The 24042-nt window shown below is 38.4% G+C and carries 22 protein-coding genes; 10 read left to right on the forward strand and 12 right to left on the reverse strand.

The features are described from left to right. Genes MKY88_RS19890 through MKY88_RS19900 form a run of 3 tightly spaced genes read right to left on the reverse strand, consistent with a single transcriptional unit; the run spans position 1 to position 3037 of the window. The gene (locus tag MKY88_RS19890; RefSeq protein WP_008173302.1) at positions 1 to 1389 is read right to left on the reverse strand and encodes a sensor histidine kinase; all 1389 of its coding nucleotides are present in this window, start codon (positions 1387 to 1389) and stop codon (positions 1 to 3) included. Continuing rightward, positions 1386 to 2069 carry a response regulator transcription factor gene (locus MKY88_RS19895; protein WP_193833045.1) on the reverse strand — a complete coding sequence of 228 codons (684 nt, stop codon included), beginning with the start codon at positions 2067 to 2069 and terminating at the stop codon, positions 1386 to 1388. Before MKY88_RS19895 ends, MKY88_RS19890 begins: the two co-directional genes overlap by 4 nt. Further along, entirely contained in the window at positions 2066 to 3037 is a 972-nt protein-coding gene (locus tag MKY88_RS19900) for a YncE family protein (protein WP_232540689.1), read from the reverse strand. Before MKY88_RS19900 ends, MKY88_RS19895 begins: the two co-directional genes overlap by 4 nt. Positions 3038 to 3201: 164 nt before the next feature. Between MKY88_RS19900 and MKY88_RS19905 the strand changes: the two genes are divergently transcribed. Together MKY88_RS19905 and MKY88_RS24670 are read left to right on the forward strand one after the other, a co-directional pair. Then, on the forward strand, positions 3202 to 4284 hold the full coding sequence (locus tag MKY88_RS19905) for a glycosyltransferase family 2 protein (protein ID WP_193833047.1): 1083 nt from the start codon (positions 3202 to 3204) through the stop codon (positions 4282 to 4284). 173 nt (positions 4285 to 4457) lie between these two features. Further along, positions 4458 to 7226: a beta strand repeat-containing protein gene (locus MKY88_RS24670; protein WP_445669177.1), complete on the forward strand. Its 2769-nt coding sequence runs from the start codon at positions 4458 to 4460 to the stop codon at positions 7224 to 7226. Between the two features lie 144 nt (positions 7227 to 7370). Here the strand turns inward: MKY88_RS24670 and hemY are convergent, their stop codons facing one another. From hemY to hemE, 3 genes are all read right to left on the reverse strand, one after another. Then, the gene (gene hemY, locus MKY88_RS19915) at positions 7371 to 8792 is read right to left on the reverse strand and encodes a protoporphyrinogen oxidase (RefSeq protein ID WP_328201433.1); all 1422 of its coding nucleotides are present in this window, start codon (positions 8790 to 8792) and stop codon (positions 7371 to 7373) included. A 14-nt stretch (positions 8793 to 8806) separates the two neighbouring features. After that, a complete protein-coding gene (hemH, locus tag MKY88_RS19920) occupies positions 8807 to 9727 on the reverse strand; it encodes a ferrochelatase (RefSeq protein ID WP_036147018.1) in 921 nt (306 codons plus the stop codon). A 148-nt stretch (positions 9728 to 9875) separates the two neighbouring features. After that, on the reverse strand, positions 9876 to 10925 hold the full coding sequence (hemE, locus tag MKY88_RS19925; RefSeq protein WP_291761168.1) for a uroporphyrinogen decarboxylase: 1050 nt from the start codon (positions 10923 to 10925) through the stop codon (positions 9876 to 9878). Between the two features lie 413 nt (positions 10926 to 11338). Between hemE and MKY88_RS19930 the strand changes: the two genes are divergently transcribed. Beyond that, entirely contained in the window at positions 11339 to 11851 is a 513-nt protein-coding gene (locus tag MKY88_RS19930; protein WP_328201334.1) for an antibiotic biosynthesis monooxygenase family protein, read from the forward strand. Positions 11852 to 11909: 58 nt separating this feature from the next. Here the strand turns inward: MKY88_RS19930 and MKY88_RS19935 are convergent, their stop codons facing one another. After that, positions 11910 to 13091 carry an ABC transporter permease gene (locus MKY88_RS19935; protein ID WP_340814532.1) on the reverse strand — a complete coding sequence of 394 codons (1182 nt, stop codon included), beginning with the start codon at positions 13089 to 13091 and terminating at the stop codon, positions 11910 to 11912. Beyond that, positions 13075 to 13824 (reverse strand): ABC transporter ATP-binding protein, encoded by a 750-nt coding sequence (locus MKY88_RS19940; protein WP_008173321.1) that lies wholly within the window; start codon positions 13822 to 13824, stop codon positions 13075 to 13077. The genes MKY88_RS19935 and MKY88_RS19940 overlap by 17 nt, the downstream gene beginning before the upstream one ends. Positions 13825 to 13928: 104 nt before the next feature. Between MKY88_RS19940 and MKY88_RS19945 the strand changes: the two genes are divergently transcribed. The 6 genes from MKY88_RS19945 to MKY88_RS19970 all read left to right on the forward strand — a co-directional run bounded on the left by MKY88_RS19945 (position 13929) and on the right by MKY88_RS19970 (position 17253). Beyond that, the gene (locus MKY88_RS19945; protein ID WP_036120324.1) at positions 13929 to 14342 is read left to right on the forward strand and encodes an HIT family protein; all 414 of its coding nucleotides are present in this window, start codon (positions 13929 to 13931) and stop codon (positions 14340 to 14342) included. 150 nt (positions 14343 to 14492) lie between these two features. Then, a complete protein-coding gene (locus tag MKY88_RS19950; protein ID WP_036120328.1) occupies positions 14493 to 15029 on the forward strand; it encodes a tryptophan transporter in 537 nt (178 codons plus the stop codon). A 133-nt stretch (positions 15030 to 15162) separates the two neighbouring features. Continuing rightward, entirely contained in the window at positions 15163 to 15558 is a 396-nt protein-coding gene (locus MKY88_RS19955) for a YtxH domain-containing protein (protein WP_340814533.1), read from the forward strand. 157 nt (positions 15559 to 15715) lie between these two features. Then, on the forward strand, positions 15716 to 16276 hold the full coding sequence (locus MKY88_RS19960; protein WP_008173331.1) for an HTH-type transcriptional regulator Hpr: 561 nt from the start codon (positions 15716 to 15718) through the stop codon (positions 16274 to 16276). A 175-nt stretch (positions 16277 to 16451) separates the two neighbouring features. Then, positions 16452 to 16997: a DUF3267 domain-containing protein gene (locus MKY88_RS19965; protein WP_069482604.1), complete on the forward strand. Its 546-nt coding sequence runs from the start codon at positions 16452 to 16454 to the stop codon at positions 16995 to 16997. Positions 16998 to 17067: 70 nt separating this feature from the next. Then, positions 17068 to 17253, forward strand: a complete 186-nt coding sequence (locus tag MKY88_RS19970) for a hypothetical protein (protein WP_008173337.1) — start codon at positions 17068 to 17070, stop codon at positions 17251 to 17253. 177 nt (positions 17254 to 17430) lie between these two features. On the opposite strand, the gene MKY88_RS19975 is transcribed toward MKY88_RS19970, so the two are convergent. Continuing rightward, positions 17431 to 17535, reverse strand: coding sequence for a YjcZ family sporulation protein (locus MKY88_RS19975; RefSeq protein WP_004230765.1), 105 nt, complete (start codon positions 17533 to 17535; stop codon positions 17431 to 17433). A 143-nt stretch (positions 17536 to 17678) separates the two neighbouring features. Here MKY88_RS19975 and MKY88_RS19980 point away from each other — a divergent pair, with 143 nt between their 5' ends. Next, on the forward strand, positions 17679 to 18659 hold the full coding sequence (locus MKY88_RS19980; RefSeq protein WP_069482605.1) for a peptidylprolyl isomerase: 981 nt from the start codon (positions 17679 to 17681) through the stop codon (positions 18657 to 18659). Positions 18660 to 18747: 88 nt separating this feature from the next. Here the strand turns inward: MKY88_RS19980 and MKY88_RS19985 are convergent, their stop codons facing one another. The 3 genes from MKY88_RS19985 to MKY88_RS19995 all read right to left on the reverse strand — a co-directional run bounded on the left by MKY88_RS19985 (position 18748) and on the right by MKY88_RS19995 (position 24037). Then, a complete protein-coding gene (locus MKY88_RS19985; protein WP_193833052.1) occupies positions 18748 to 20052 on the reverse strand; it encodes a methyl-accepting chemotaxis protein in 1305 nt (434 codons plus the stop codon). Positions 20053 to 20216: 164 nt separating this feature from the next. After that, complete coding sequence (yhaM, locus tag MKY88_RS19990; protein ID WP_025117259.1) at positions 20217 to 21152, reverse strand: 3'-5' exoribonuclease YhaM; 936 nt, start codon at positions 21150 to 21152, stop codon at positions 20217 to 20219. Further along, positions 21149 to 24037 (reverse strand): ATP-binding protein, encoded by a 2889-nt coding sequence (locus MKY88_RS19995; RefSeq protein ID WP_340814534.1) that lies wholly within the window; start codon positions 24035 to 24037, stop codon positions 21149 to 21151. The genes yhaM and MKY88_RS19995 overlap by 4 nt, the downstream gene beginning before the upstream one ends. Positions 24038 to 24042 lie beyond the last annotated feature (5 nt).

A 24042-nucleotide genomic window follows, 5' to 3' on the forward strand; every position in this document is an offset into this window, starting at 1 on the left:
TTAATCCTCCATTAATGGCAATGTAATCTTAACGATTGTGCCTTTTTCAATAATACTTTTTATTTCCAATCTTCCCTGTAGCTGTTTTAATAATTGCTCTACAATCGATAAACCTAGTCCACTACCGCCATCTGCTCGACTCCGCGCCTTGTTAACACGGTAGAATCGCTCTGTTACGTGTGATATATCCTCTTGTGGGATGCCGATTCCATAATCTTTGATGGTGATTTGCGCACTTCCGTTCTTTTCAAGAGCAACCATTTCCACCTTCGAATTTTCATACGAATAATTAATAGCATTTTCAATAATATTGATGAAAATTTGTTTAAGCTTTACCTCATCTGCTTGAATAATTAAGGCATCGTCCACATCTAAATGTAATGTTATGTTCTTTTTATCAGCTTGATGTGTTAAGATTTTTTGAACTTCTCGTAAAGTCTCTCCCAGAGGAATTGGATACACTACAATGTCTGTTTGTTCATTTTCAGTTCTGGCAAGTTGCAGTAATTCATTCGTCAATCTCTCCATACGATTAGCCTCACGAACAATAAGCTGAATCGTTTCCTCTTTTTGATTTTCTGTGATGATGCCATTTTGCATTGCTTCACTATAGCCCTTTACATAGCTAATTGGTGTTCGTAACTCATGAGAAACAGTAGCTAAAAATGTTTTTTGTGCTTCATCCTCTTGCTGGATTGCCTCAGCCATTTTATTAAAGGTACTTGATAATTTACCGATTTCATCTCGCGAATTTACAGGTACACGTGTCTCATAATTCCCGTAAGACATCTGTTCCACAGCAAGTTGCAAATCGTTTAATGGTCGCATAATATGCCGAATACCTTTATAAATTAAATAACTTACAACCACCAAAAATATGAAAGCACTAATAAATAACAGAATCACTCCACTATTAGCTAATTCACTGATCTTGGCTAGAGGGAAATAAATGTAAATGATTCCTTCTAATCTATTTTGATCGACAAGGGGCAAGACTACAGAAATTAGCTGTCGATCGAAACGAGGTTCATAGCCAATTTTTTGCACATAACTACCAGAAAGTAATTTCTGTCTTTCTTCAGGTCCAATTAATGTTTCATAATCTATATCAAATGGAACACAAGCACTTAATTCACGTGGATTTCTTACTGCAAATATATTTAAATTTGAATAATCGTTAAAACGTTCAATATCTGCAATAAATTCATCCGTTACCTTTCCATTGTTATACATTGTCTGTAACTTTAGGCCAACCTCAACCATTGTATCTTCCGTATCTTGTACATATAAACGTTGGTATAAAAAATTCGTGAGGACATACATAAAAACAACAGTAATAATTAAAAATGCGAAAATTAACAACCAAATACGTGTGGCTATCTTTTTCATTCGCCAGGATCAAAGCGGTAGCCGACTCCCCAGACCGTTTGAATATGTGCAGCCGCTTCCTTTCCAAGCTTGATGCGTAAGGTTTTTATATGAGTGTCGACTGTTCGAGTCCCACCTACATAATCAATATCCCAAATGCGTTCTAATAACTGCTCTCGTGAATAGGCATTCCCTGGATTTTTCATAAATAAATGGAGTAGTTCAAATTCTTTTAATGTAAGGGGGATGCTTTTTCCATCGACCGATACTTTACGTGCTATTTCATCTATTTTAATGGGGCCAAATACAACATATTTTTGCTGAAGCTCCTCAATATTTGCACCACTTCTTCTTAATACTGCGTAAATTCTAGCGACAAGTTCATCATGTGTAAATGGTTTAACAATATAATCATCACCACCAAGAGTAAGACCCTTCACTTTGTCCTCATTGGCGTCACGTGCTGTCAGGAATATAATCGGAACATTGGACATAGCGCGTATACTTTGACACACAACAAAGCCATCCTCGTGCGGCATCATTACATCAAGCAGCACTAAATCAATTTTCTCACGTACAATTATATCGTATGCCTCAGTACCACTCGCAGCAGTAAATGTTTCAATATCAGAGTTATTGAGCATCATTTCTATTAGGTTCCGCATATCTTGCTCATCATCAACTATTAATACAGTTGTCATTGTTTTTCCTCCCTTACTAACAGCTGAAAAGCACCTTTCCCGACATCAACTGTTTTTTCTTTCTGGCCATCTTTTATAAAGTGCAATTTGTGATCGTCATAACCAGCGACAACAATATACTCTTTAAATTGATTGACCACAAAAGGGTTTGCCCCTACTTCCTGCTGCCATTTTATATGACCATCAAAGTCAGCAACATATAACTCATTATGACCATGACTTACAACAAGTACAGCATCCTTTGTCTTTTTTAACCCTACTGGCATCAATGGCATGTTTATTTCACCATGCAATTGACCACTGCTCAAATCATATTTTTTAACCGAACTATTTGGCTTACTTCCTTCTCCATGTCCACCTATCCAGAGTTCATGTGTCTCATCTACAATGGCTATTCCATGTGAAGACTTTTGGATCGGCCACTCCTGTTCAATTTGTAAATCCTTCATATTTAAAACAGATAATTTTGTATCTTTGAAATTTATCACATACAGCTTATCCTTATACGATGCCATTGACATAGGATAATTACCTAGCCGCTGGGAGGCCAGCACGTTTCCTTCATGATCAAAGCTTGTCACTGTATTAGTTTTACTATTCGTTATAAAAAATTGCTTGATATTGTCATCATAATACACATTTGTCGTACCAACCTCTACTTTTTGAGAATAGAGCTTTTCTCCTGTTGATAATGTATAGACGTCAATAGTATTTAATTGGTGTCCGTATAAGAGAACTTGATCATCCCCTAGTAATGTTGCCCCTGAGTAAGCTCTATCAAATAACCACTTTGCTAATACATGGCCATTTTCATCAATAAAGTCCAATGATGGCTCTTGAATATTTAATGAAGCTATAAAATTTCGATCACGCTCAATCGATTCATACGATTTTTCAGTACAACCCGCTAACCAAACTATTTGTAGTAAAGAAAAAATGAAGAATGCCCATTTTTTCAACGTTATCACCTCTGCCCCTTTACTATACTTCACAATTGTGAAATTCGGGTGAAACTTGAAAGGTAAATTTATGACAAACCATAAAAATACATTTCACAATTCAATTGTATTCATCCAGCCAATACTTCCTTCTATACATATATTACAAGGATAATGGTAAGGAGGAATAAAATGTGGTTTCCATCAGCTTATGTATGATTGTGAAAAATGAAGAAGATGTCATCGGAAGATGTCTTGAATCGGTTAAAGGTTTAGTAGATGAAATCAATATTGTAGATACTGGCTCAACAGATCGTACAAAACAAATTGTTGCTCAATTTACAGATAGAATTTTTGATTTTGAATGGATCCATCATTTTGCCGCTGCCAGAAACTATGCCTTTCAGCAAGCAACGATGGATTACATTCTTTGGTTAGATGCAGACGATGTTTTTTTAGAAGAAGATCAAGAAAAATTTAAAGCGTTAAAGAGTTCTCTTTCCCCTACTATTGATGCCGTTTCAATGAATTACAATCTTAGCTTCGATAGTGAAGGTAATGTAGATGCTTTAATAAGAAGAAACCGACTAGTAAAGAAAGAAAAAAGCTTCCAATGGATTGGTGCTGTCCACGAATATTTGGAAGTAGGTGGCGAATTAATCGATAGCGATATAGCGGTTAGTCACCTACCATTAACTCATGACCATTCACGTAATATTACGATTTATAAGACATTAGTTGAATCTGGTGAAACATTATCACCACGAGATACATTTTATTTTGCCAATGAGTTATTAGATCACGGTCAATTTGAAGAAGCCATTTACTATTACGAATTATTTTTAACGTCAAGGCTTGGCTGGGTGGAAGATAATATCCGTGCTTGCTTTAAATTAGCGGATTGCTATACAAATTTAAATGATCCGGAAAACAATTTTAGTGCTATACTAAGAAGCTTTGAATACGATGTACCCCGCCCTGAGGCCTGTTGTCGACTAGGTTATCATTTCATGGAGCAATATAAGAATTATGAAGCTATCTTCTGGTACGAACAAGCACTTATGATTAAACAAAATCCTAACGCTCCTTTTCAAAATAAAAGCTTCTCAACATGGCTTCCTCACCTACAGCTGTGTGTTCTATTTGACCGTCTACAACAATATGAACTCGCAAACGCACACAATGAATTAGCCGGCTCCTTTATCCCTAACGACGCAAAAGTTTTACACAATAAAAAGTATTTCGAGCAAACCTTAAAAAAACAGGCTGATTCCTAAAAATTCTAATTGCTAGAATAAACAGGACAAAAGAATACTTATTAGTATTTAGCAGGACTTTAAAAATCTTCAAGCTTTGTTAACAAATCTTCTATTTACTATTATTAAATAGTTATGTGTCTACCCCTTCTATCATTTCTCAGAATACGATATTTGAGAGGGGAGGTGAGACTTTGCATTTTGGAAATTATCTAAAACAAGTATGTAGTAAATGTAATTCTTTTCCTTGTTGTTGTAGAACTGGGCCTATTCCAAGTTGTCCAATTTGGCCTGTAAAACCTACCGGACCTACTGGCGGTATTACTGGGGCTACTGGGGCTACTGGGGCTACTGGGGCTACTGGTGTAACAGGCGCTACTGGGGTTACTGGCTCTACTGGTATTACTGGAGCTACAGGTACAACTGGCGCTACTGGTATTACTGGAGCTACAGGTACAACTGGCGCTACTGGTACAACTGGCGCTACTGGTATTACTGGAGCTACTGGTACAACTGGCGCTACAGGTACAACTGGCTCTACTGGTACAACTGGCTCTACTGGTATTACTGGAGCTACAGGTACAACTGGCGCTACTGGTACAACTGGCTCTACTGGTATTACTGGGGCTATTGGACTTACTGGTTCCACTGGGGTTACTGGAGCTACCGGCTCTACTGGCGTTACTGGAGCTACCGGCTCTACTGGGGTTGCTGGTTCCACTGGACCTACTGGGGCTACCGGCTTTACTGGCGCCACTGGGGCTACTGGGGCTACGGGACTTGCTGGTTCCACGGGGGTTACTGGTTCTACCGGCTCTACTGGCGTTACTGGTTCTACTGGGGTTACTGGTTCTACCGGCTCTACTGGCGTTACTGGTTCTACTGGGGTTACTGGTTCTACCGGCTCTACTGGCGTTACTGGTTCTACTGGGGTAACAGGTGCTACTGGCGTTACTGGTTCTACTGGCGCTACTGGTTCTACTGGCGCTACTGGTTCTACTGGCGCTACTGGGGTAACAGGAGCTACCGGCTCTACTGGAGTTGCTGGCGTTACTGGTTCTACTGGGGCTACGGGTGATATTGGACCTACTGGTTCCACTGGTATAACTGGAGCTACCGGCTCTATTGGCGTTACTGGTTCTACTGGGGTAACAGGTGCTACTGGGGTAACAGGTGCTACTGGGGTAACAGGTGCTACTGGTGTTGCTGGGGCTACTGGGATTACTGGAGCTACGGGTGATATTGGACCTACTGGTTCCACTGGTATAACTGGGGCTACTGGGGCTACGGGACTTGCTGGTTCCACTGGGATTACTGGTTCTACTGGGGTAACAGGTGCTACTGGCGTTACTGGTTCTACTGGCGCTACTGGTTCTACTGGCGCTACTGGTTCTACTGGCGCTACTGGGGTAACAGGAGCTACCGGCTCTACTGGAGTTGCTGGCGTTACTGGTTCTACTGGGGCTACGGGTGATATTGGACCTACTGGTTCCACTGGTATAACTGGAGCTACCGGCTCTATTGGCGTTACTGGTTCTACTGGGGTAACAGGTGCTACTGGGGTAACAGGTGCTACTGGTGTTGCTGGGGCTACTGGGATTACTGGAGCTACGGGTGATATTGGACCTACTGGTTCCACTGGTATAACTGGGGCTACTGGTATAACTGGGGCTACTGGGGCTACGGGACTTGCTGGTTCCACTGGGGTTACTGGAGCTACGGGTGTTGCTGGGGCTACTGGGGCTACTGGGGCTACTGGGGCTACCGGACTTACTGGTTCTACTGGGGTTACTGGTTCCACCGGCTCTACTGGCGTTACTGGTTCTACTGGCGCTACTGGGGTTACTGGGGTTACTGGGGTTACTGGGGTTACTGGAGCTACCGGCTCTACTGGGGTTGCTGGCGTTACTGGTTCTACTGGGGTTACTGGAGCTACTGGTGATACTGGACCTACTGGTTCCACTGGTATAACTGGAGCTACCGGCTCTACTGGACCTACTGGGGTAACAGGAGCTACCGGCTCTACTGGACCTACTGGGGTAACAGGAGCTACCGGCTCTACTGGAGCTACGGGTGATATTGGACCTACTGGTTCCACTGGTATAACTGGGGCTACTGGGGCTACGGGACTTGCTGGTTCTACTGGGGTTACTGGTTCTACTGGCGTTACTGGTTCTACTGGGGTTACTGGAGCTACCGGCTCTACTGGACCTACTGGGGTAACAGGAGCTACCGGCTCTACTGGGGTTGCTGGCGTTACTGGTTCTACTGGAGCTACGGGTGATATTGGACCTACTGGTTCCACTGGTATAACTGGAGTTACTGGTTCTACTGGGGCTACGGGTGATATTGGACCTACTGGTTCCACTGGTATAACTGGAGCTACCGGCTCTACTGGCGTTACTGGCGCTACTGGGGTAACAGGAGCTACCGGCTCTACTGGCGTTACTGGAGCTATAGGAATTACTGGTGCTACTGGACCTGCGTTTACTGAAGGATTCTCCGCCTTTAAAAACACGTTGGCTGTTAGTGGATCTACTTCAATCACTAACTGGAGTGTCGCGTCACCATACTTTACAACACCTGCATTCAATCCAACAACTGGCATATTCACTGTACCAACTACAGGTAGATATTCCTTTGAGGCAACCATTAACTACTCCACTACTGCGGCAATTACTGTTACTTTAGGAGCAGGAATAAACCCTTCATTTGCAATAAGGCAAAATGCTACTACAAATTTAATTAGCGGCTTGTTCCCTGTACTAAACGTCAATGTGGCACTTGTATTAACTTTACGAGCAGTTCTTGGAAATGGCACAATCACTTTAGCAGGAGAAGTGAATTTAAATGCTGGCGATACGATTGATTTATTCTATGAAGCTAATGGATTGACTATCCCTCTTACACTAGGTGGAGCAAACTCTGGTGGTATCGTTTGGTCATGTCATCGAATTTCTTAGAACTAGGTTACCTAGCAAATTTTGATGTATAGTTGTGGAAATAGCAAACTATGAAATAGCTAGTTTGCTATTTCTTTTTGTATTTTGAACTTACTTCCATACAAAAAATAGTACAAACATAATGTTTGTACTATCGTGCTTCTACTAATAAAAAATTTCTGCCAACACTTCATCGGCAACATGTTTACCTTGTTGCACACATTCTGGGATGGATATTCCTTCGAATGAGCTACCTGCCAATTTTACAGTTGGAAAATGTTCTCGTAATTCCTGCTTTATGCGTTGGACCTTCGCCTCATGTCCAACGGTGTATTGTGGCATCGCATTTTTCCAACGTGTAACTACTGTCGTTATTGGTTCTCCATCTATACCGATAGTTTTATTTAAATCCTGTAGCACTGTTTTTTCAATCTCAGTATCTGATAATGCTACAATCGCCTCGTCACCCACTCGACCAATATAACTACGTAATAACACATAATCATCAGGTGAGGTACCCGGCCATTTTCGATTCATCCACGTACATGAAGTGATTGAAAAATCGCTATTTCGAGAGACATAAAATGAGAGCGCGTCTAAATCACCAAGCTGCTCCTTTTTAAATGCCATTGTAACAGTTGCGATAGTTGCAGCTTTCATTGTCCCTAGTTCATTTAATAAATTATACTTACTGAACATCTTATCCGCCATATTAAAGGGTGTAGCAATAATGACCGCATCCGCTTTAATATGTGAGAAATTGTTTAGCATTACATGTACAGACCCATCTTTTCCATGCTCAATTTCTTCGACCTTGACACCTTTCATCACTGTCCCCGGAAGTAGAGATTCCTCAATACTCTCGATTAATGTTTCAAGCCCATTACTAAAGGTTTGAAAAATCCCTTTATTTTCATCAATAAAATCATTACTCAAGAAATTTGTTCCAGCCTTTTTCATCCCTACTAATAAGCTACGATATTTTTGCTCTAGATGATAAAGCTGTGGGAAAGTAGAGCTCATACTTAATTGCTCAATATCCCCTGCAAATGTCCCTGCTAGTAATGGTTCCACTAAATTTTCAACAACCTCTGCCCCAAACCTTCTTCTAAAAAATGCCCCCAATGGTTGATCATCGTCTTGTACTGAACGTGGGATAAAAAAATCACCTGCCGCACGAACTTTACCGCTTAGTGAAAACAAGCCTGATGTAATAAATGACGAGATATGTGGTGTTTCTCCTGATAATAGATGGCTTGGGATTGGGTATAACTGACTTCCAACAGCAACATAGTGAGGTCCTGCATTACTTGTCATGATTTTATGTTCGATACCGAGATCCTTTGCTAAAGCATTTACATAATTTTCACGGTCAAAAAAGGATTCTGGCCCACGTTCAATAATAAAACCATCTTTTCTTAGTGTTTGAATTTTTCCGCCAAGACGTAATGACGACTCGACAAGTACGATATCTAATGGCAATTCTTTTGTGCTTGCTTGTTTTTGCATATAGAACGCAGCTGTAAGGCCCGTAATACCACCGCCTACAACAACTACCTTTCGTCTTTTCTGAGTCACCAACATCATCACTTTCTTTTCGCTTAGCTTAATTTTTTATAAATCGCATCGACCATTGCATCAATAAATAAAGGATGTGTATTTGGCATCGATGGACGATAATATTTTGCGCCTAGTTCATCACAAACAACTTTACATTCAAAATCATTATCATATAACACTTCTAAATGCTCTGTTACAAAACCTACTGGTGTATAAACAAATGAACGGAAGCCTTTTTCTTCATAAAGCTCACGTGTTAAGTCTTGAACATCTGGTCCAATCCAAGGCTCTGGTGTCTGTCCTGCTGATTGCCAGCCGACCTCAACGTTTTTCAAACCAGTTGCCTCTTGAATAAGTCGGGCTGTTTCAATTAATTGATCCTCATAAGGGTCACCTAAATCTTTAATCTTTTCAGGAAGTGAATGAGCTGAAACAATTAAGCATGCTGTTTCACGTTCTTCTTCAGACATTGACTTAAATGTATCATTAACTTGTTGTTTCCAATACTCAATAAATTTAGGTTCATCATACCAAGATTCTACTGATGTAATCGTTAAGCGATCTCCTGCTGCTTCCACAGCACGGCCATTATAAGATTTAATAGAGAATGTTGAGAAATGAGGAGCTAAAACAATTGATACCGCTTCTTTGATGCCCTCTGCCACCATTTGCTCTATTGCGTCCTCAATAAATGGATGAATATGCTTTAAACCAATAAACAATTTATATTCTACAGCATCCTGAACTTCATTTAAACGTGCACATAATGCTTCAGCTTGTGCCTGTGTTGCTGCTGCTAAAGGAGATAAACCTCCAATTGCTTCATAGCGACTACGTAAATCTTCTAAATGCTCTTCCGAAGGTTTGCGACCATGACGAATATGTGTATAGTAAGGTTCAATATCCTCTTCTTTATAAGGTGTTCCGTATGCCATTACCAATAAGCCTTTAACTTCTTTCATTACCCTTTTCACCTCTAAAATTGTTTTATGTTTTCATACATTATGTGATAAAAAGAAGCTGTCCAATCTATTATGTTGGACAGCTCCCTTTCTATGATAAAAATTACGAACATAGAAAAGGACATATTTCACATTTGATTCGCTTTTTTTAAGAACGAGCTTGAATTTGTTGAGCACTATATTCATGAATAAGTGTCGTTAAACGTTTTAAGACCTCTGGATCAACCTCAGGGAAAACACCATGACCTAGGTTAAAGATATGACCTGGCATTTCTAAACCTTGATCGATAATATCTTTTGTACGTTTTTCAATGACTGACCAATCTGCCAATAATAGCGATGGGTCTAGGTTACCTTGGACTGGTTTAGTAATACCATTCGCACGTGCTTCTTTTATTGGTAAACGCCAATCTAAGCCGACAACATCAATCGGTAAATCATTCCATTCTTTCGCTAAATGACTTGCACCGACACCAAATTGAATCAATGGTACGTTTTCTTTTTGTAATTCCGCAAAAATCCGCGTCATAATTGGTTTTATAAATACACGGTAATCTTCCACATTTAAAGCACCCACCCAAGAATCAAATACTTGGATTGCTTTTGCACCAGCTTTAATTTGGGCAGTTACATCTGCAATAATCATGTCAGCAAGTTTATCCATTAACGCAAACCAAGCTTGCGGTTCTGACACCATAAATGATTTTGTTTTGTTATAATTTTTAGAAGGACCACCTTCAATCATGTAGCTGGCAAGTGTAAATGGTGCTCCAGCAAAACCAATCAACGGGACATTTAATTGCTCTTCTGTCAAGATTTTAATAGTTTCTAATACAAATGGTGTATGCTCTTTAGCATTGAATTCACCTAAATTATCAACATCTGCAACTGAACGAATTGGATTAGAAATAACAGGACCAACACCTGCTTTAATTTTTACATCTATGCCAATTCCAGGAAGAGGTGTGACAATATCTTTGTATAATATAGCTGCATCAACATTGTAATTTTCTACAGGTAGACGAGTGACATATGCACATAGCTCTGGTTGATGTGTAATTTCCTCTAATGAATATTTTTCTTTGATGGCACGATATTCTGCCTGAGAACGTCCTGCCTGACGCATATACCATACTGGCGTGTGTGTAGTTTTTTCTCCACGAGCAGCACGCAGAAGTGTATCGTTAAAAGTTGTCATGAATAATTCCTTCCCCTCGATAAATTCATTACTATCCATACGCCCTGGCGTAATTGTGTCCAGATTTCTTACTGTTTACTCTTCTCTTCAAAATCTGCAAAATCGACCAGAGGCTTTATCTTGAATCAGTGGGTTCACCACTCTCTATAGCGGAAAGAGTCTTCTGTATCTTATACTTCGATTTCAGTACAAAAAACATTTGCTGAATCAAGAAAAAAATGTATTATTTATTCCTTTATTATTGATATCCGTCTCCAATAGTAAACGCTTCCTCTGTTATTGTATAGTTTTCCTAGTGAAATGTCATAAAATTGTTCATTCTAGACAGATTCTTTTTAGACAAAGCGTTAGACTTATGCTGAAAAGGGTATAATCACGCTATAATTAGTAAGATTCATAAGGAGGATAAATTGATGAATATTTATTTAACTTCTGGTACTGGTGATTTTTTAGAACAATTGAAAAATAAGTATCCAAATGAGCATATGATCTTAATTCATGGAGAGGGAAATTCCGTATTAATTCATGAAACTGAAGGAAAATCCGTTTTTGCCACACCTCGCAAATTTGAAGTGTTAGATTCAGTAAACGAGTTAGAAGAACGTGGATTCTTTGTTCTTAATAATATTCCCGTAACAGATGAAGGACGCCCTGTTTTCGAGCATCGTTTTTTACAACGCTCACATGCCATTGAGGATGAGCCGGGCTTTGAGTCCTACCGATTACTTCGTCCCATCAAGGATGACACTTATATTGTCATGACTCAGTGGCATGGACCACATTCATTCGAAGCATGGAAAAGCTCTAAAGCCTTTGAAAATGCGCATGCCAAAAGAGATGATTCTGGTGTAAATCAGCAGAACATCTTCTCGGCAGCTTCCTATGTAACAACTTATAGTGCCATGCCAAAAGAGGATACAGAATAGATCTACAACCAATAAAAGCTCATCTTCTCAGCACGGTACTGGGAAAATGAGCTTTTCTTTATTTAGATACTTTCGCAGTCAATTCACTCATTACTAAAACAATGACAACTACAATATAAAACATCGGTTGTGTAATCGCACATAATCCTACGATTATCGCTTGTGTAATCATAGCTATGCGTACAATTTGCTTCACAGCAAGTCGACGAGCATTATCCGGCAACGGAAACAGCATGTCCATGCGGAATTCCCCACTTGAAAGTAATGCTTGTTTTAATTGGATAGTCGTTGCAAAGCTTAGTGCCGCGGCAACAATCCATGTAACTATTGGAATGTCTACAAAGGCTGCTATTACTGCTGAAATGGCCGTAAGACGGAGCCATAAATAAAAATGATCATCTGTACGGACAAAAGTGCGAAATACTAAATACTTTTGAGCGTTATTTTTACCATATGGAACGAATTTATAGAGCCAGTCCATCCAGCCTCGACGTCGGATGCTTCCGTGTAAATGGGGTACATCTGTAAAATAATTGGCGAAACGGTAAAAACTCATCATTCGATTTTGCTCAAGCTTTACAAAATGTTCGTAAGGTACTGGTTCCCCTACAGATTTTTTTCTAAAGACAATAATATAAATGACACTTATGACTGTAGCCACAATTGTTAGGAGTAACAGAGCTTGCAAACCCATATATACAGCTGAAGCAAATATAATTGCTCGAATCAGCCTGTCCACCCAAACCATTTGACCTCGTTCACTATATCGATAGCTGAATTCCCCTCGAACACTTATATATTTCAGCACAATCACAAGTAGCAATATCGACCAGATATCAATCGTTGTTAAATCCGTCACTGCTTTTAATAAAGGGATACTAACAATGTAGACGATCGCTACAATCCAAACCTGAGACCAGAATGTCCAAGCTAATGCCTTGCTAAAATACAGCGACATTTTTGATTCTAGGGGCAATAGGTACACTTGGTCTGGCTCTCTCAATAGCGTAGTAGGGTGACTAAAAGCTAATAAAACGCCTATAAAAACAGCAATAAGTATTTCAGCTGGGAAATCTGTCTGTACAACTTTCAACCATTCACTATATTGGTAGCCTCCCGCTCCAATTAGAAATACAAGTACAATGGCAATATGCCCTGTAAAAATAAATTGCATATATTTTTGTACTTCTCCTATATAATGCATGAAGCGAGAGGACCATACATCACGCAAGTTCTTCATGGTCCCGCTCCTTTGTCATTGCAATATATAGATCGTCCAATGTTGCATTGGGCATCGCAAATGTTTGTCGCAAATCTGCCATCGTTCCTTGCGCTCGAACTCTTCCTTCGTGCAATAATATAATTCGATCACAATGCTTTTCAGCTGTCGATAAAATATGCGTAGACATTAATATGGAAGCACCTTCTTTTTTCTTCTCATCCATTTGATCTAATAATGATTGAATTCCGAGTGGATCTAACCCCACAAAAGGCTCATCAATAATATAAAGACTAGGATTCACTAGAAAGGCACACATAATCATAACCTTTTGACGCATTCCCTTTGAAAAATGTGATGGGAACCAGTTTAATCTTTTCTCCATTCGAAATTCCTTTAAAAGTACTTCAGAACGAGCATCTAGAGTTGCCTTATCTATACCGTAAGCCATCGCTGTTAATTCTAAATGTTCCCTCAATGTTAGCTCATCGTAAAGCACAGGGGTTTCAGGGATATAAGAAAAGGCTGTACGATACTTGTCCGTATCTTCCTTTAACGTTACCCCATTAAGGTAAATATCCCCTTCTTTTGGCAACATTGTTCCTATTATATGTTTAATCGTTGTACTTTTACCGGCCCCATTCAAGCCAATTAAGCCAACAAGCTCTCCTTTTTCAATAGTAAAAGATAAATCTTTAATAACAGGTTTTCTTGTATATCCACCTGTTACATGCTGTACCTCTAATACTGACATAACCTCACTCCTCTTCTTGTTTTATATTTTATCAAAAATTAGCAAATGATACAGGTTTGAGTATGATAGAATGAATTTACATATACGATAAGGGGGAAATTCTCATGAGCGATTGCCTATTTTGCAAAATTATCGATGGATCCATTCCAAGTACAAAAGTTTATGAAGACGATCATGTCTATGCATTTACAGACATTTCACCAGTTGCAAAAGGTCATACTTTACTAATACCAAAGCATCACTGCCAAGATCTATACGAAATGCCAGAGGATGTTGCACGCAACTTATATGCTGCGGCACCGAAAATTGCGAATGCCATTAAGGCTGCGTTTGAGCCAATCGGTTTGAATACGATTAATAATAATGGGGCAGCGGCTGGACAAACTGTGTTCCACTATCATCTACATTTTATTCCGCGTTATGACGAAAAAGAAGGCTTAGGTTTAGTTTGGCAAACACAAAAATATTCACCAGAACAATTGGCTGAAGTGGCAGAAAGTATTAAAGCCAACCTCTAACGATTTTTGTCATATATTAACATTTTAATAACCCACATACTGTATTGCAAATATAAAAATTTTAGCGTACAATCACAAATAAGTTTCGCTAACGGTCAAGAGGACACGTTGGGAAACTAATAGATTAGCTCAGTCGAGGAGAGATAAAAAATGAATACAAAGAATTTAGTATTAATGGCCCTTTTAGTTGGGATCGGTGCGGCACTATATGTCGTTACACCAGGAATGATTAACGGCATGAAACCCGATTTCATGTTAACAATGATGTTTATTGGCATATTATTGTTTCCTACAGTGAAAGAAACGTTTTTACTTTCGCTAGCAACAGGTGTACTTTCAGGTTTGTTCACAACATTTCCTGCCGGTCTAGTTCCAAACATTATTGATAAAGCTGTAACAGGCTTTGTGTTTTTAGCTGCTGTAATTGTTCTAAAAAAGATAGCAAATAGCTTCGCTGTCTCTGCAGTTTTAGTTGGTTTAGGTACTATACTATCAGGTACAGTCTTTTTAGCAGTGGCACTTTTTGTTTTCAATGCAAATGTAGGTGCAACGTTTGCGATGCTCTTTATTGGGGTTGTCCTTCCAGCGGTAGCATTTAATGTCGTTGCTTTTGCTATTATTTACCCTATTGTTGCAAAATTAGTGAAGCGCTCTAAATTTGTGACTGCCATTTCTCAGATTTCATAAATACTAACTTTAAAATAATCGAAAGAAACTGAACGGTGATGCTCTATCACTTGCTCAGTTTCTTTTTCTTTTTGTATTCATGCAATTCATGGTTTAATAGTAGTTAATCATGACAAGAAATGAGGTATATAATATGAAAGCAAAACCTTTCTTAATTGGACTAGCGACAGGTATTATTGGAGGAACAGTTGCTGTGCTGTTCTCAACCCCACAATCAGGCCAGCAGTTACGCACAACGTTAAAACAAAATGCTGACCAAACAAAAGGTATGCTCCTTGATGTTAAACAACAAGTAGGGACTGTGAAACATTCTGTCAATACATTAACAAACGAAGTTAAAAATAATATCCCACAAATAATAAATGATTTAAAACAAACAATTACGACTTTTACAGAAGAAATAGAGCCAAATAAAAATAATTTGCAACAAGAATTAGATGCTTTACAGAATTCGATAAGCGAAATCAAGAAAAACATTGCACAATTCACAGAAAATAAGAAAAAACCGCAGGAAAAAATTAGCGACTAAAGTCCTCTTTAGACGCAAGTTAATCTATTTTTCCACCAAAAACTATTGCTATAATATTATTTTTTAACCACTTTTCAATTTTTTAATTTTTCTAACTTTAAACTTTTTTTCTTTACTGCTATAATATTTTTAAAAATGTGAAAGAAAGCAGTAGGTGATGGTTTTGTCAGAGGAATTATACACACAAAAAGAAGCAATGCTTTATAGTCAAAGAATCGCACAATTATCGAAAGCATTATGGAAAGCGGTTGAAAAAGATTGGCAACAATGGATTAAACCATATGATTTAAATATTAATGAACATCATATTTTGTGGATTTCCTATCATTTAAAAGGGGCATCCATTTCCGATGTAGCAAAGTTTGGAGTTATGCATGTATCTACAGCATTTAATTTCTCCAAAAAATTAGAAGAACGTGGCTTCCTTAAGTTTTCGAAGCGAGATGACGATAAACGTAATACGTATGTTGAGCTAACTGAAGCTGGTACAGAGCTCATTGTAGAGATGAATAAAAACTACCATAATACTTATCATTCTGTATTAGAAGGATCATTGGCCTTAAAAGACTTATATGGCCGTTTCCCAGACTTTTTAGACGTAATGGCTGTCATTCGTAATATTTATGGTGAGGATTTCATCGATATTTTTGAACGCTCCTTCCAGCATTTCCGTGATTCCTTTGACACGCTTGAAGAACGTCCAACTGTAAAAGGATAAAATAAGGCTATCGTACAGATATTTCCTGTGGATTCTAGCTGTTTATTCAGGAATAAATCATGTGAAAGGAGGTATTTCAGAAATATTTCTGAAGTACCTCCTTTCTCTTGCATTCTAAGACAATTCAATTTACATTAAATAGGACACTTCCTATTTTCGGAGTTGATAATAAACCATGCACTGTTGGAAAATTTTAAATCTTGAACATCATTATGGCACTACGCGTATTATTATAATGGGTGTCATTACTTTCTTATCCGTTTTTTCAGTATCGTATGTGACGTTTAATTTATTCAATGAAGAGCACTATACAGATCGTTTATTCTGGCTCTTTGTAATAGCTGTATTAACACTTTATCCGGTTCACAAGTTTTTACACTTTCTGGCTCTTTACGATTTACGCCAGCATCTTAAATTGCGTGTCCGTACGCAATTTTATCTAATTCCGGTTTTACACATGCGTATTCATGAGCCTTTATCCAAAAACCGATATATATTAGCACTTCTTACACCTTTTATCGTTCTCAATACTAGTATTATAATAGGCACTTGGCTACTACCAGCATACACACATTATGGTACATTGCTGTTAGCGTATCACTGTAGTCTATGTTTGATTGATATACTTTACGTGAAATATTTATTGCATTCTCCAAAAAACTCACAAATTGAAGAAACACCAAAGGGCTATGAAATTTTAGTTCCACCAACTGTTCACTAAATTGCTTGTACTTGTTTTTTAATGGCGTTCTTTGTTATGCTATTACTATTGAAAGAGGGGAGGAATAGACTTGCTATTAATGATTGTAGTTCTATTCTCGGTATTCTATTTATTTCAAATTAACCGTATGACATATGCTCTATGTATGCGACGTGAAATTCCCGAAGAAAACCAGCCAAAAATATTCCGAACTATAAATATACTTATTACCATTTTACTTGTCTCATTTTATATTGAAATTTTATACGCAGTATAACAACTGAAAAGTAAAATACATTCACATCCGCACGCTACAAGATAAGTTGAGTCCCCATAAAACAACTTACTCAAACCATTACTAATGGCTTGGATCTCTGGCATGCGGCGTGAATGCTAACATTGTTAAGAAAAGCTAAGAGTTAATGGAGCTCTTAGCTTTTCACTGTTTTATTAATTAATATAGGAACGCTGCACCAACGATAATTAATAAAATAAATAACACAACTAATAAAGCAAAGCCTGAGCCGTAGCCACCGCCACCGTATCCTCCGTTGCCCATAACTTCACCCCCTTTCTTTTCTATATCCTATGCGCTTCAAAAATTGAAATATAGGCAATACTCAAGGGGGAACCATTTTGTTTTTAAAACGTTTATGTTATAGTAAAAAATGGACGAAACCATGTTAGGAGAGAATATCCACTATGAAAAAGACAGTTTTATCTTTAACTTTAGCTGCTTCTGTTTTAGCGCTTGGTGCGTGTAGCGGCGGAGATAGCAAAGCAATCGTTACTTCTAAAGCTGGCGATATTTCAGTTGCTGACTTTAATGAAAAAGCCAAATCTTTAACAGGCTCATATGTATTACAACAAATGGTGACTGAAAAAGTATTGTCTGACAAATATGAAGTAACAGATAAAGAACTTAAAGAAGCTTATGATACTACAGCTTCACAATTTGGTGATGGTTTTGCACAAGCACTTGCTGAAAGTGGCTTAACAGAACAAGGCTTTAAAGATTCTTTACGCGTTCAACTTCTTCAAGAAAAAGCTTTAAAAGATCAAGCTATTAAAGAAGAAGATGTGAAAAAATACTACGAGCAAATGAAAACAGAATTAAATGGTCGTCATATTTTAGTAGCAGATGAAAAAACAGCAAAAGAAGCCATTGAAAAAATTAAAGGTGGCGCTAAATTTGCTGATGTAGCAAAAGAGTACTCAACAGATACAGCTTCTGCACAAAATGGTGGAGAGCTTGGTTGGTTCTCTGTTGGTTCAATGGTTGATGAGTTTAACGATGCTGCTTATGCGCTTGAATTAAACACTTTAAGTGAGCCAGTAAAGTCTAGCTTCGGCTATCACGTAATCGAAATTACGGACAAGCGTGACGTGAAAGATGTTGGTTCATTTAAAGATGAAGAAGAAAAAATTCGTACATCGATGTTAAGTAAATTGAACCAAACAGGTGAAGCGCAAACTATTCTAAAAGACATCGTTGCGAAAATGGCAAAAGATGCAAATGTTAAAACTTCTGATAAAGATTTAAAAGATTCCCTAGAATTCTTTACTACAACAAGTGAAGAACAAGCTAAAGCAGCTGAAGAAGCAGCTAAAAAAGCAGAAGAAAATGCTTCTAAGGAAGAATCTAGCGACAAAGCAGAAGATACAGATAAAGAATCTAAATAATTAGGATGATTGACCTTTTTCATTAAAGGAGCGACATCCTCAAAAAAAAGGGAGCATCTCAAAATACGGATGCTCCCTTTCTCTTTTGCTATTTTACTTTAAATTGGCTTATTTCGGCTTGTAAGTCATTCGACATTGTCTGGAGAACATTTGCTGCACTTGCAATTTCCTCGTTAGAAGCCGTTTGCTGCTCTATAGAGAGCGCGATATGCTGTATACCTGAAGATGTGCTATTTGCAATACCAACAATTTCTTTCGTTGCATAATCTGTTTGGCTGGCCTTCTCATTTACACGCAATACTATATCCGTAACTTCCTTTGTACGATGGCTAATTTGTTGTAAATATTCTACAATATTTTTAAAGGCACCGCCTGTTTGTTCAACAGCCTCTCGCCCTTCCTCCACAAATTGTGTACCACTATTAATAGCATAAACTGCGCTTGATGTTTGGCTTAAAATATCATCTACTAATGTTCTAATATTGTCAGCAGCTTTCCCAGATTCCTCAGCTAGTTTTCTTACTTCATCGGCGACAACCGCAAATCCTTTTCCTGCTTCTCCTGCACGTGCTGCCTCAATGGAAGCATTCAATGCAAGCAAATTTGTTTGATCCGTAATGCTTGTAATGAGTGCTACAATTGTACTAATTTCCTTCGATTTTTCCCCTAATGCATTGACAACTTCTGTTGATTGGTGAACAGATTCATTAATAGTATTCATTTTTCCAATCGTTTGTTCAATTAACTGTAATCCTAAATCAGCCTTTTGATTCGTTTCATTCGCTATATCTGCAACTGCCTGTACTGCGGATGAAGCATGTTCCATATCTTTGGAAATTAAGTTAGCAGAGTCGGATAATAAATCCATTTGCTCCAATTGACCTTCCGCACTAGCAGCAATTTCTCGAATCGCAACAGAAATGGTTTCAACTGTGTTACTACTTTGCTCTGTAATTGTCGTAAATTCATTTGTATAAGCAGAGACATCCGTAGATGCTTTATTCGCCTTTTCAATAACTGAGCCAATTTGCTCTAACATATGATTAAATTCAGTCGATAACTGACCAATTTCATCTTTCAATTTATCATCAATACGTACTGTCAAATCGCCATCCGCAGCTTGCGTCATTGCTTTTAACACGCGCTTTACACGCTTTAAGACGATATATCTTGTACATAAAGAAATAATTACCGTCCCAATAAATAGCGAAATAAAAGTATTGATGGCAACACCCGCGCTACCATTTAACTCCACTACTTTTTCGATTTGTTGGCTGACGAACTCAGAAATATGTGAGCTAATAAATAAACTGATACCAATAGCTAGTATCATCTTGAAAATCAAACTTTTCCAAAATTTTATTTTACGTGAAACAAGTTCCTCTTTATCCATTGTTTTTCCCCATTCCTATAAATTCTTCCTATATTCTAAAATAAATACAGTATTGGTACAATGGATAGGTACTGAAATTCCACAGATATATAATTAGACTTATATAAAAGCTCGCTCACACAGTGATTTAGAAACAAAAATTTCACAAACAATATGTTGAGTGATTAAAATGTTGGCTTATAAAACGATCGGTTATCCAGAGGGAATAGTCGCTCTGTAAATTCACCAGGTGCCGTTTTACCTAATGCTCTAGTCAGCATATTCATCTTAGCATCGATGTTATCAATATAATGTAAAATTTCTGCTTCTTGAACCATCGGCTTTTTCGGGCTACCCCACTCTTCCTTGCCGTGGTGAGATAATACCATATGCTGTAAAAGCATCACTTCTTCACCTTCGATTTCTAGTTCACTAGCAATCTTAGCAATTTCATTCACCATAATCGTAATATGTCCTAATAGGTTGCCCTCCACTGTATACGTCGTAGCAACTGGTCCAGACAGCTCCACAACTTTTCCAATATCGTGCAAAATAATACCTGCATATAACAGGTCTCGATTAAGAGTCGGATATAAATCAGCAATGGCCTTACCTAGTTTTAACATAGACACCATATGATCTAATAAGCCAGAAGCATAATCATGATGATTTTTAGTAGCCGCTGGAAAAACTAATATGGCGTCTTGATGTTTTTTAATAGCTGCTCTCGTAATACGTGAAATATTTGGATTTTTAATATCAAAGAAAAATTGATTCAACTCTTCAAATAGTTGTTCCTTTGGTGTTGCAGAGGAGGGTACTAAATCATGAATGGCAATTCCTTCTTCTGGCTTTGCCACACGAATGGCTTTGATGCGCAATTGATTTTTCCCTCTGTAGTCGTGAATTTCTCCACCGACACGTACAATGGCTTCAGCATGATACATCTTTTCATGATCTTCATTTGTATCCCAAAGCTTAGCCTCAATATCTCCACTTTTATCTTGTAATATTAGCGACATAAATGGCTTCCCAACAGTAGTAACTCCTTTTGTCGCTTGTTTAATTAATAAATATTGATCAACCGATTCTCCAACCTGGAGCGTTGTAATTCCTTTCATGTTGACGCCACTCCCCTTTCATTTGCTAGTGCCCCTACATCAATAATTTGCTCTTTCGGCCAATGTTTGAGCATTTCGTCATGGCAAGTAAAATATAAAATTTGACGTTCATATCCTACTTCTTTCATTAATTGTACCATTTTGTCTGTACGGTTTCGATCAAAATGGACAAACGGATCATCCATAATAATCGGGAATGGCGCTGAGGTCATCAACGTTTGCGCAAGTGCCATACGTAATGCAATGTAGGCTTGCTCCTTAGTCGCCTGCGATAATTCGACCATTTGATAACGGAGTCCCGCCACATCTTTCGCAATAAAGTAACCCTCTTCATGAATCGTAAGTTGATCGTAGCGCCCTCCTGTAAGTAATTGGAATATCCCATTCACCTTCGATAAAACATGTGGCAATTTTTCTTCCCGAAGACGAAATAATGTTTCATGAATAGCAGTCGCCACCGCTTTTTTCGTTGCCCAATGCTCAATCAGCTGCTGTAACTCCGACTTTTCCTGTTCAAACTGCTGAAGCATTTGGCCATATTTTTCGTCATTTAATAACTGTTCTTTTTCAATTTGCAAGGCAGCACGATGCTCAAGACATCGGTCTATTTCCACTTGCAAAGAAGTTTGCTCCTGCTCTAAAATACGCATATTCTCTATAACAGAGTCCTCTATTAACTCATCGTGTTTAGATAAATTCAACGAGGCTAATTGAGCCTGAACCGTTTGAAGCTCTGTCGTAATTTTCCTCTGCTGCTCAAATTGCTCATATCTCTCATAATAAGCTCTCTCGTTTTGCACCTGCGCTTCGTTCAATAGCTTTGTCATATCAGCGGTATAACGATCTATTCGTGTTTGTCCATTTTGTAGTTTAATCTTGATGTCAGCTAGCTGAGCTTGTGCTTGCTGTACTTGCTGTTGCTGTTGCTGCGCTTCCAGGTAGGCTGTGCGCAAATACATATATATTTCATGTTCATTATAAATTTCATTTAGTACTTGTTGAAGCTGTTCATAAAGACTGTTCTTTTCATCCTGAATTTCTTGTAAAAGGATAATTGAGCCGTCCCTTTTTACCGCCAATTCTTGCACATTTCGTATGCGCATAAATAATTCTGGCATTAACGTTCTAGCTATCGTACCTTGTAATCGATAGCGTTCTAAAAATTGCTGCAATGACTGCGTAGTTTCTTCACTCTCTATTTCTGCTTGCTGAATTTTATATTCCAATTGGGCATACTGCTGCTCCTTATCACTTTGCTGCTCATTGACATGTAACCAGCGATTTTCCAAGCTTTGTTTTTTTAGGAGTATAGTTTGTACAGTCATTTCATCTTGCTCTAATTGTCGTAAGAGGTGACTATTTTCTTTATTGGGCGTCTCAGTCGCTTGTCTAACAAACTTTATCAACAAAATTGTTATGATTGTCAAAACTACACCAATAATGGCTACTGCCACATTTTTTTGCATAACCCCATAAACAAATGACAATAAACCAATCAATAAAATCATCCAAGAAAAATAATTAGGCTGCCTTTGTTTAGTCCGTTGCGATTTTGCAGCACGCAATTGCTCTAGCCTCCGCTTTTGTTGAGGCCACTGTGCTAAAATATGTTCTTCTTCCTTTGTTAATGACTCCTGCTTTAGCCTTTGCTTTTGTTGCGTTATGGCGTCTAATTCTTGATGGACTTGCTCTAGCGAACGTAAATGAAACTTTAGCTCATCCTCCGCTGCTTCCAGCTTTTTTAATTGCTGTTGAAATTGCTGTTCCTGCTGTAAGGATACTGTTTCTCCAAGAAGAATGTTCTGTGCCTCTTTTTCTTGCACACCCAATAAACGAAACTGCGTATCAATTTCTTGCTCGAGCATAAAGAGATCATCTCGTAAGTTTTTCTCCTTCACGATCAACTGATGCCATGTTGCCTCTTTTTGCATGAGAAGGCCCATTTCATTTATGGTTTGCTCATTCACAGTAGCTAGCACTTTGTCCTGTAGCAATTGATATTGTTCTTTTAATTGCAGCAACTGCTGACTTTCGTGTAAAAGACGGTCCTTTACTTGTTCATATCGTCTTACACCTTCTGCTGGAAATTGAACATGCTGATCATTCCCTAATGCTTGCTGCAACATCTGTTGTTGCTTGATAAGAGGCAAGGCCTGCTTTTGAACCGTTAAATATTGCCATTGTTGTTGTTGCTTTTTTTGAGTGGCATAAAGTTTCTCTAGGTTTTGCTCAAGGAGTTGCAATTGTTGTAATTTATCCTCAAATGTTTGAATCTTACCTTGCTCGAGTCTAATCGTTCGCTCCAGTTGCTTTAACTGCTCAATTTTTTGATTAATTACTGGAACTTTACCTGTCTTCTTAAATAACTCGTTCGCCTCTTTGTCCATTTTTTTCTCAAGAGCAGACAGGTGCTGAATACCTGTTGTGCCAGAGGAGAGGAGAAGATGTGTTAGTTCCTCCTCTGACATTTTTTCAATACCTTGAAGCTCATGCAATGAAAAGGAAAAAATGGATTCAAAGGATGCTCTAGAATAGCCATATAAAAGCTTAGCTAACAACTCCTCCTGTCCCGTTGTACCATCTTCAAGATAAACAGTAACATCACCTGCAGCCTTGCCCTTCACACGCTCAATAATGCATGAGCCATAAATAGGGTGTAATAGTGTCAGTTGACCACCAAACTTCGTCGATGCTTTTGGTTCATATTTGCGCTGTGTCTGCTGCCTTGTTGGAAAGCCAAAGAGCATCTGTAAAACAAATTGCTGAATCGTTGTTTTTCCTGCCTCATTTAATCCATAAAAAATTGTAACGCCTTCATTTAAGGGAATCGTCAGGTTTTCGTGCTTACCAAAGCCATAAATTTGTAGTTTTTTGATTGTTAGCATGTGCA

Origin of the sequence: Lysinibacillus sp. FSL R7-0073 (assembly GCF_038009065.1) — a bacterium.
GTDB classification, from domain to species: Bacteria; Bacillota; Bacilli; order Bacillales_A; family Planococcaceae; genus Lysinibacillus; species Lysinibacillus fusiformis.

Coding starts and splice junctions, on each gene's coding strand:
- MKY88_RS19890 (WP_008173302.1), bottom strand. CDS start 1,389: ATGAAAAAGATAGCCACACGTATTTGGTTGTTAATTTTCGCATTTTTA.
- MKY88_RS19895 (WP_193833045.1), bottom strand. CDS start 2,069: ATGACAACTGTATTAATAGTTGATGATGAGCAAGATATGCGGAACCTA.
- hemY (WP_328201433.1), bottom strand. CDS start 8,792: ATGATGTTGGTGACTCAGAAAAGACGAAAGGTAGTTGTTGTAGGCGGT.
- hemH (WP_036147018.1), bottom strand. CDS start 9,727: ATGAAAGAAGTTAAAGGCTTATTGGTAATGGCATACGGAACACCTTAT.
- hemE (WP_291761168.1), bottom strand. CDS start 10,925: ATGACAACTTTTAACGATACACTTCTGCGTGCTGCTCGTGGAGAAAAA.
- MKY88_RS19930 (WP_328201334.1), top strand. CDS start 11,339: ATGAATATTTATTTAACTTCTGGTACTGGTGATTTTTTAGAACAATTG.
- MKY88_RS19935 (WP_340814532.1), bottom strand. CDS start 13,091: ATGAAGAACTTGCGTGATGTATGGTCCTCTCGCTTCATGCATTATATA.
- MKY88_RS19940 (WP_008173321.1), bottom strand. CDS start 13,824: ATGTCAGTATTAGAGGTACAGCATGTAACAGGTGGATATACAAGAAAA.
- MKY88_RS19945 (WP_036120324.1), top strand. CDS start 13,929: ATGAGCGATTGCCTATTTTGCAAAATTATCGATGGATCCATTCCAAGT.
- MKY88_RS19950 (WP_036120328.1), top strand. CDS start 14,493: ATGAATACAAAGAATTTAGTATTAATGGCCCTTTTAGTTGGGATCGGT.
- MKY88_RS19955 (WP_340814533.1), top strand. CDS start 15,163: ATGAAAGCAAAACCTTTCTTAATTGGACTAGCGACAGGTATTATTGGA.
- MKY88_RS19960 (WP_008173331.1), top strand. CDS start 15,716: ATGGTTTTGTCAGAGGAATTATACACACAAAAAGAAGCAATGCTTTAT.
- MKY88_RS19965 (WP_069482604.1), top strand. CDS start 16,452: ATGCACTGTTGGAAAATTTTAAATCTTGAACATCATTATGGCACTACG.
- MKY88_RS19975 (WP_004230765.1), bottom strand. CDS start 17,535: ATGGGCAACGGAGGATACGGTGGCGGTGGCTACGGCTCAGGCTTTGCT.
- MKY88_RS19980 (WP_069482605.1), top strand. CDS start 17,679: ATGAAAAAGACAGTTTTATCTTTAACTTTAGCTGCTTCTGTTTTAGCG.
- MKY88_RS19985 (WP_193833052.1), bottom strand. CDS start 20,052: ATGGATAAAGAGGAACTTGTTTCACGTAAAATAAAATTTTGGAAAAGT.
- yhaM (WP_025117259.1), bottom strand. CDS start 21,152: ATGAAAGGAATTACAACGCTCCAGGTTGGAGAATCGGTTGATCAATAT.
- MKY88_RS19995 (WP_340814534.1), bottom strand. CDS start 24,037: ATGCTAACAATCAAAAAACTACAAATTTATGGCTTTGGTAAGCACGAA.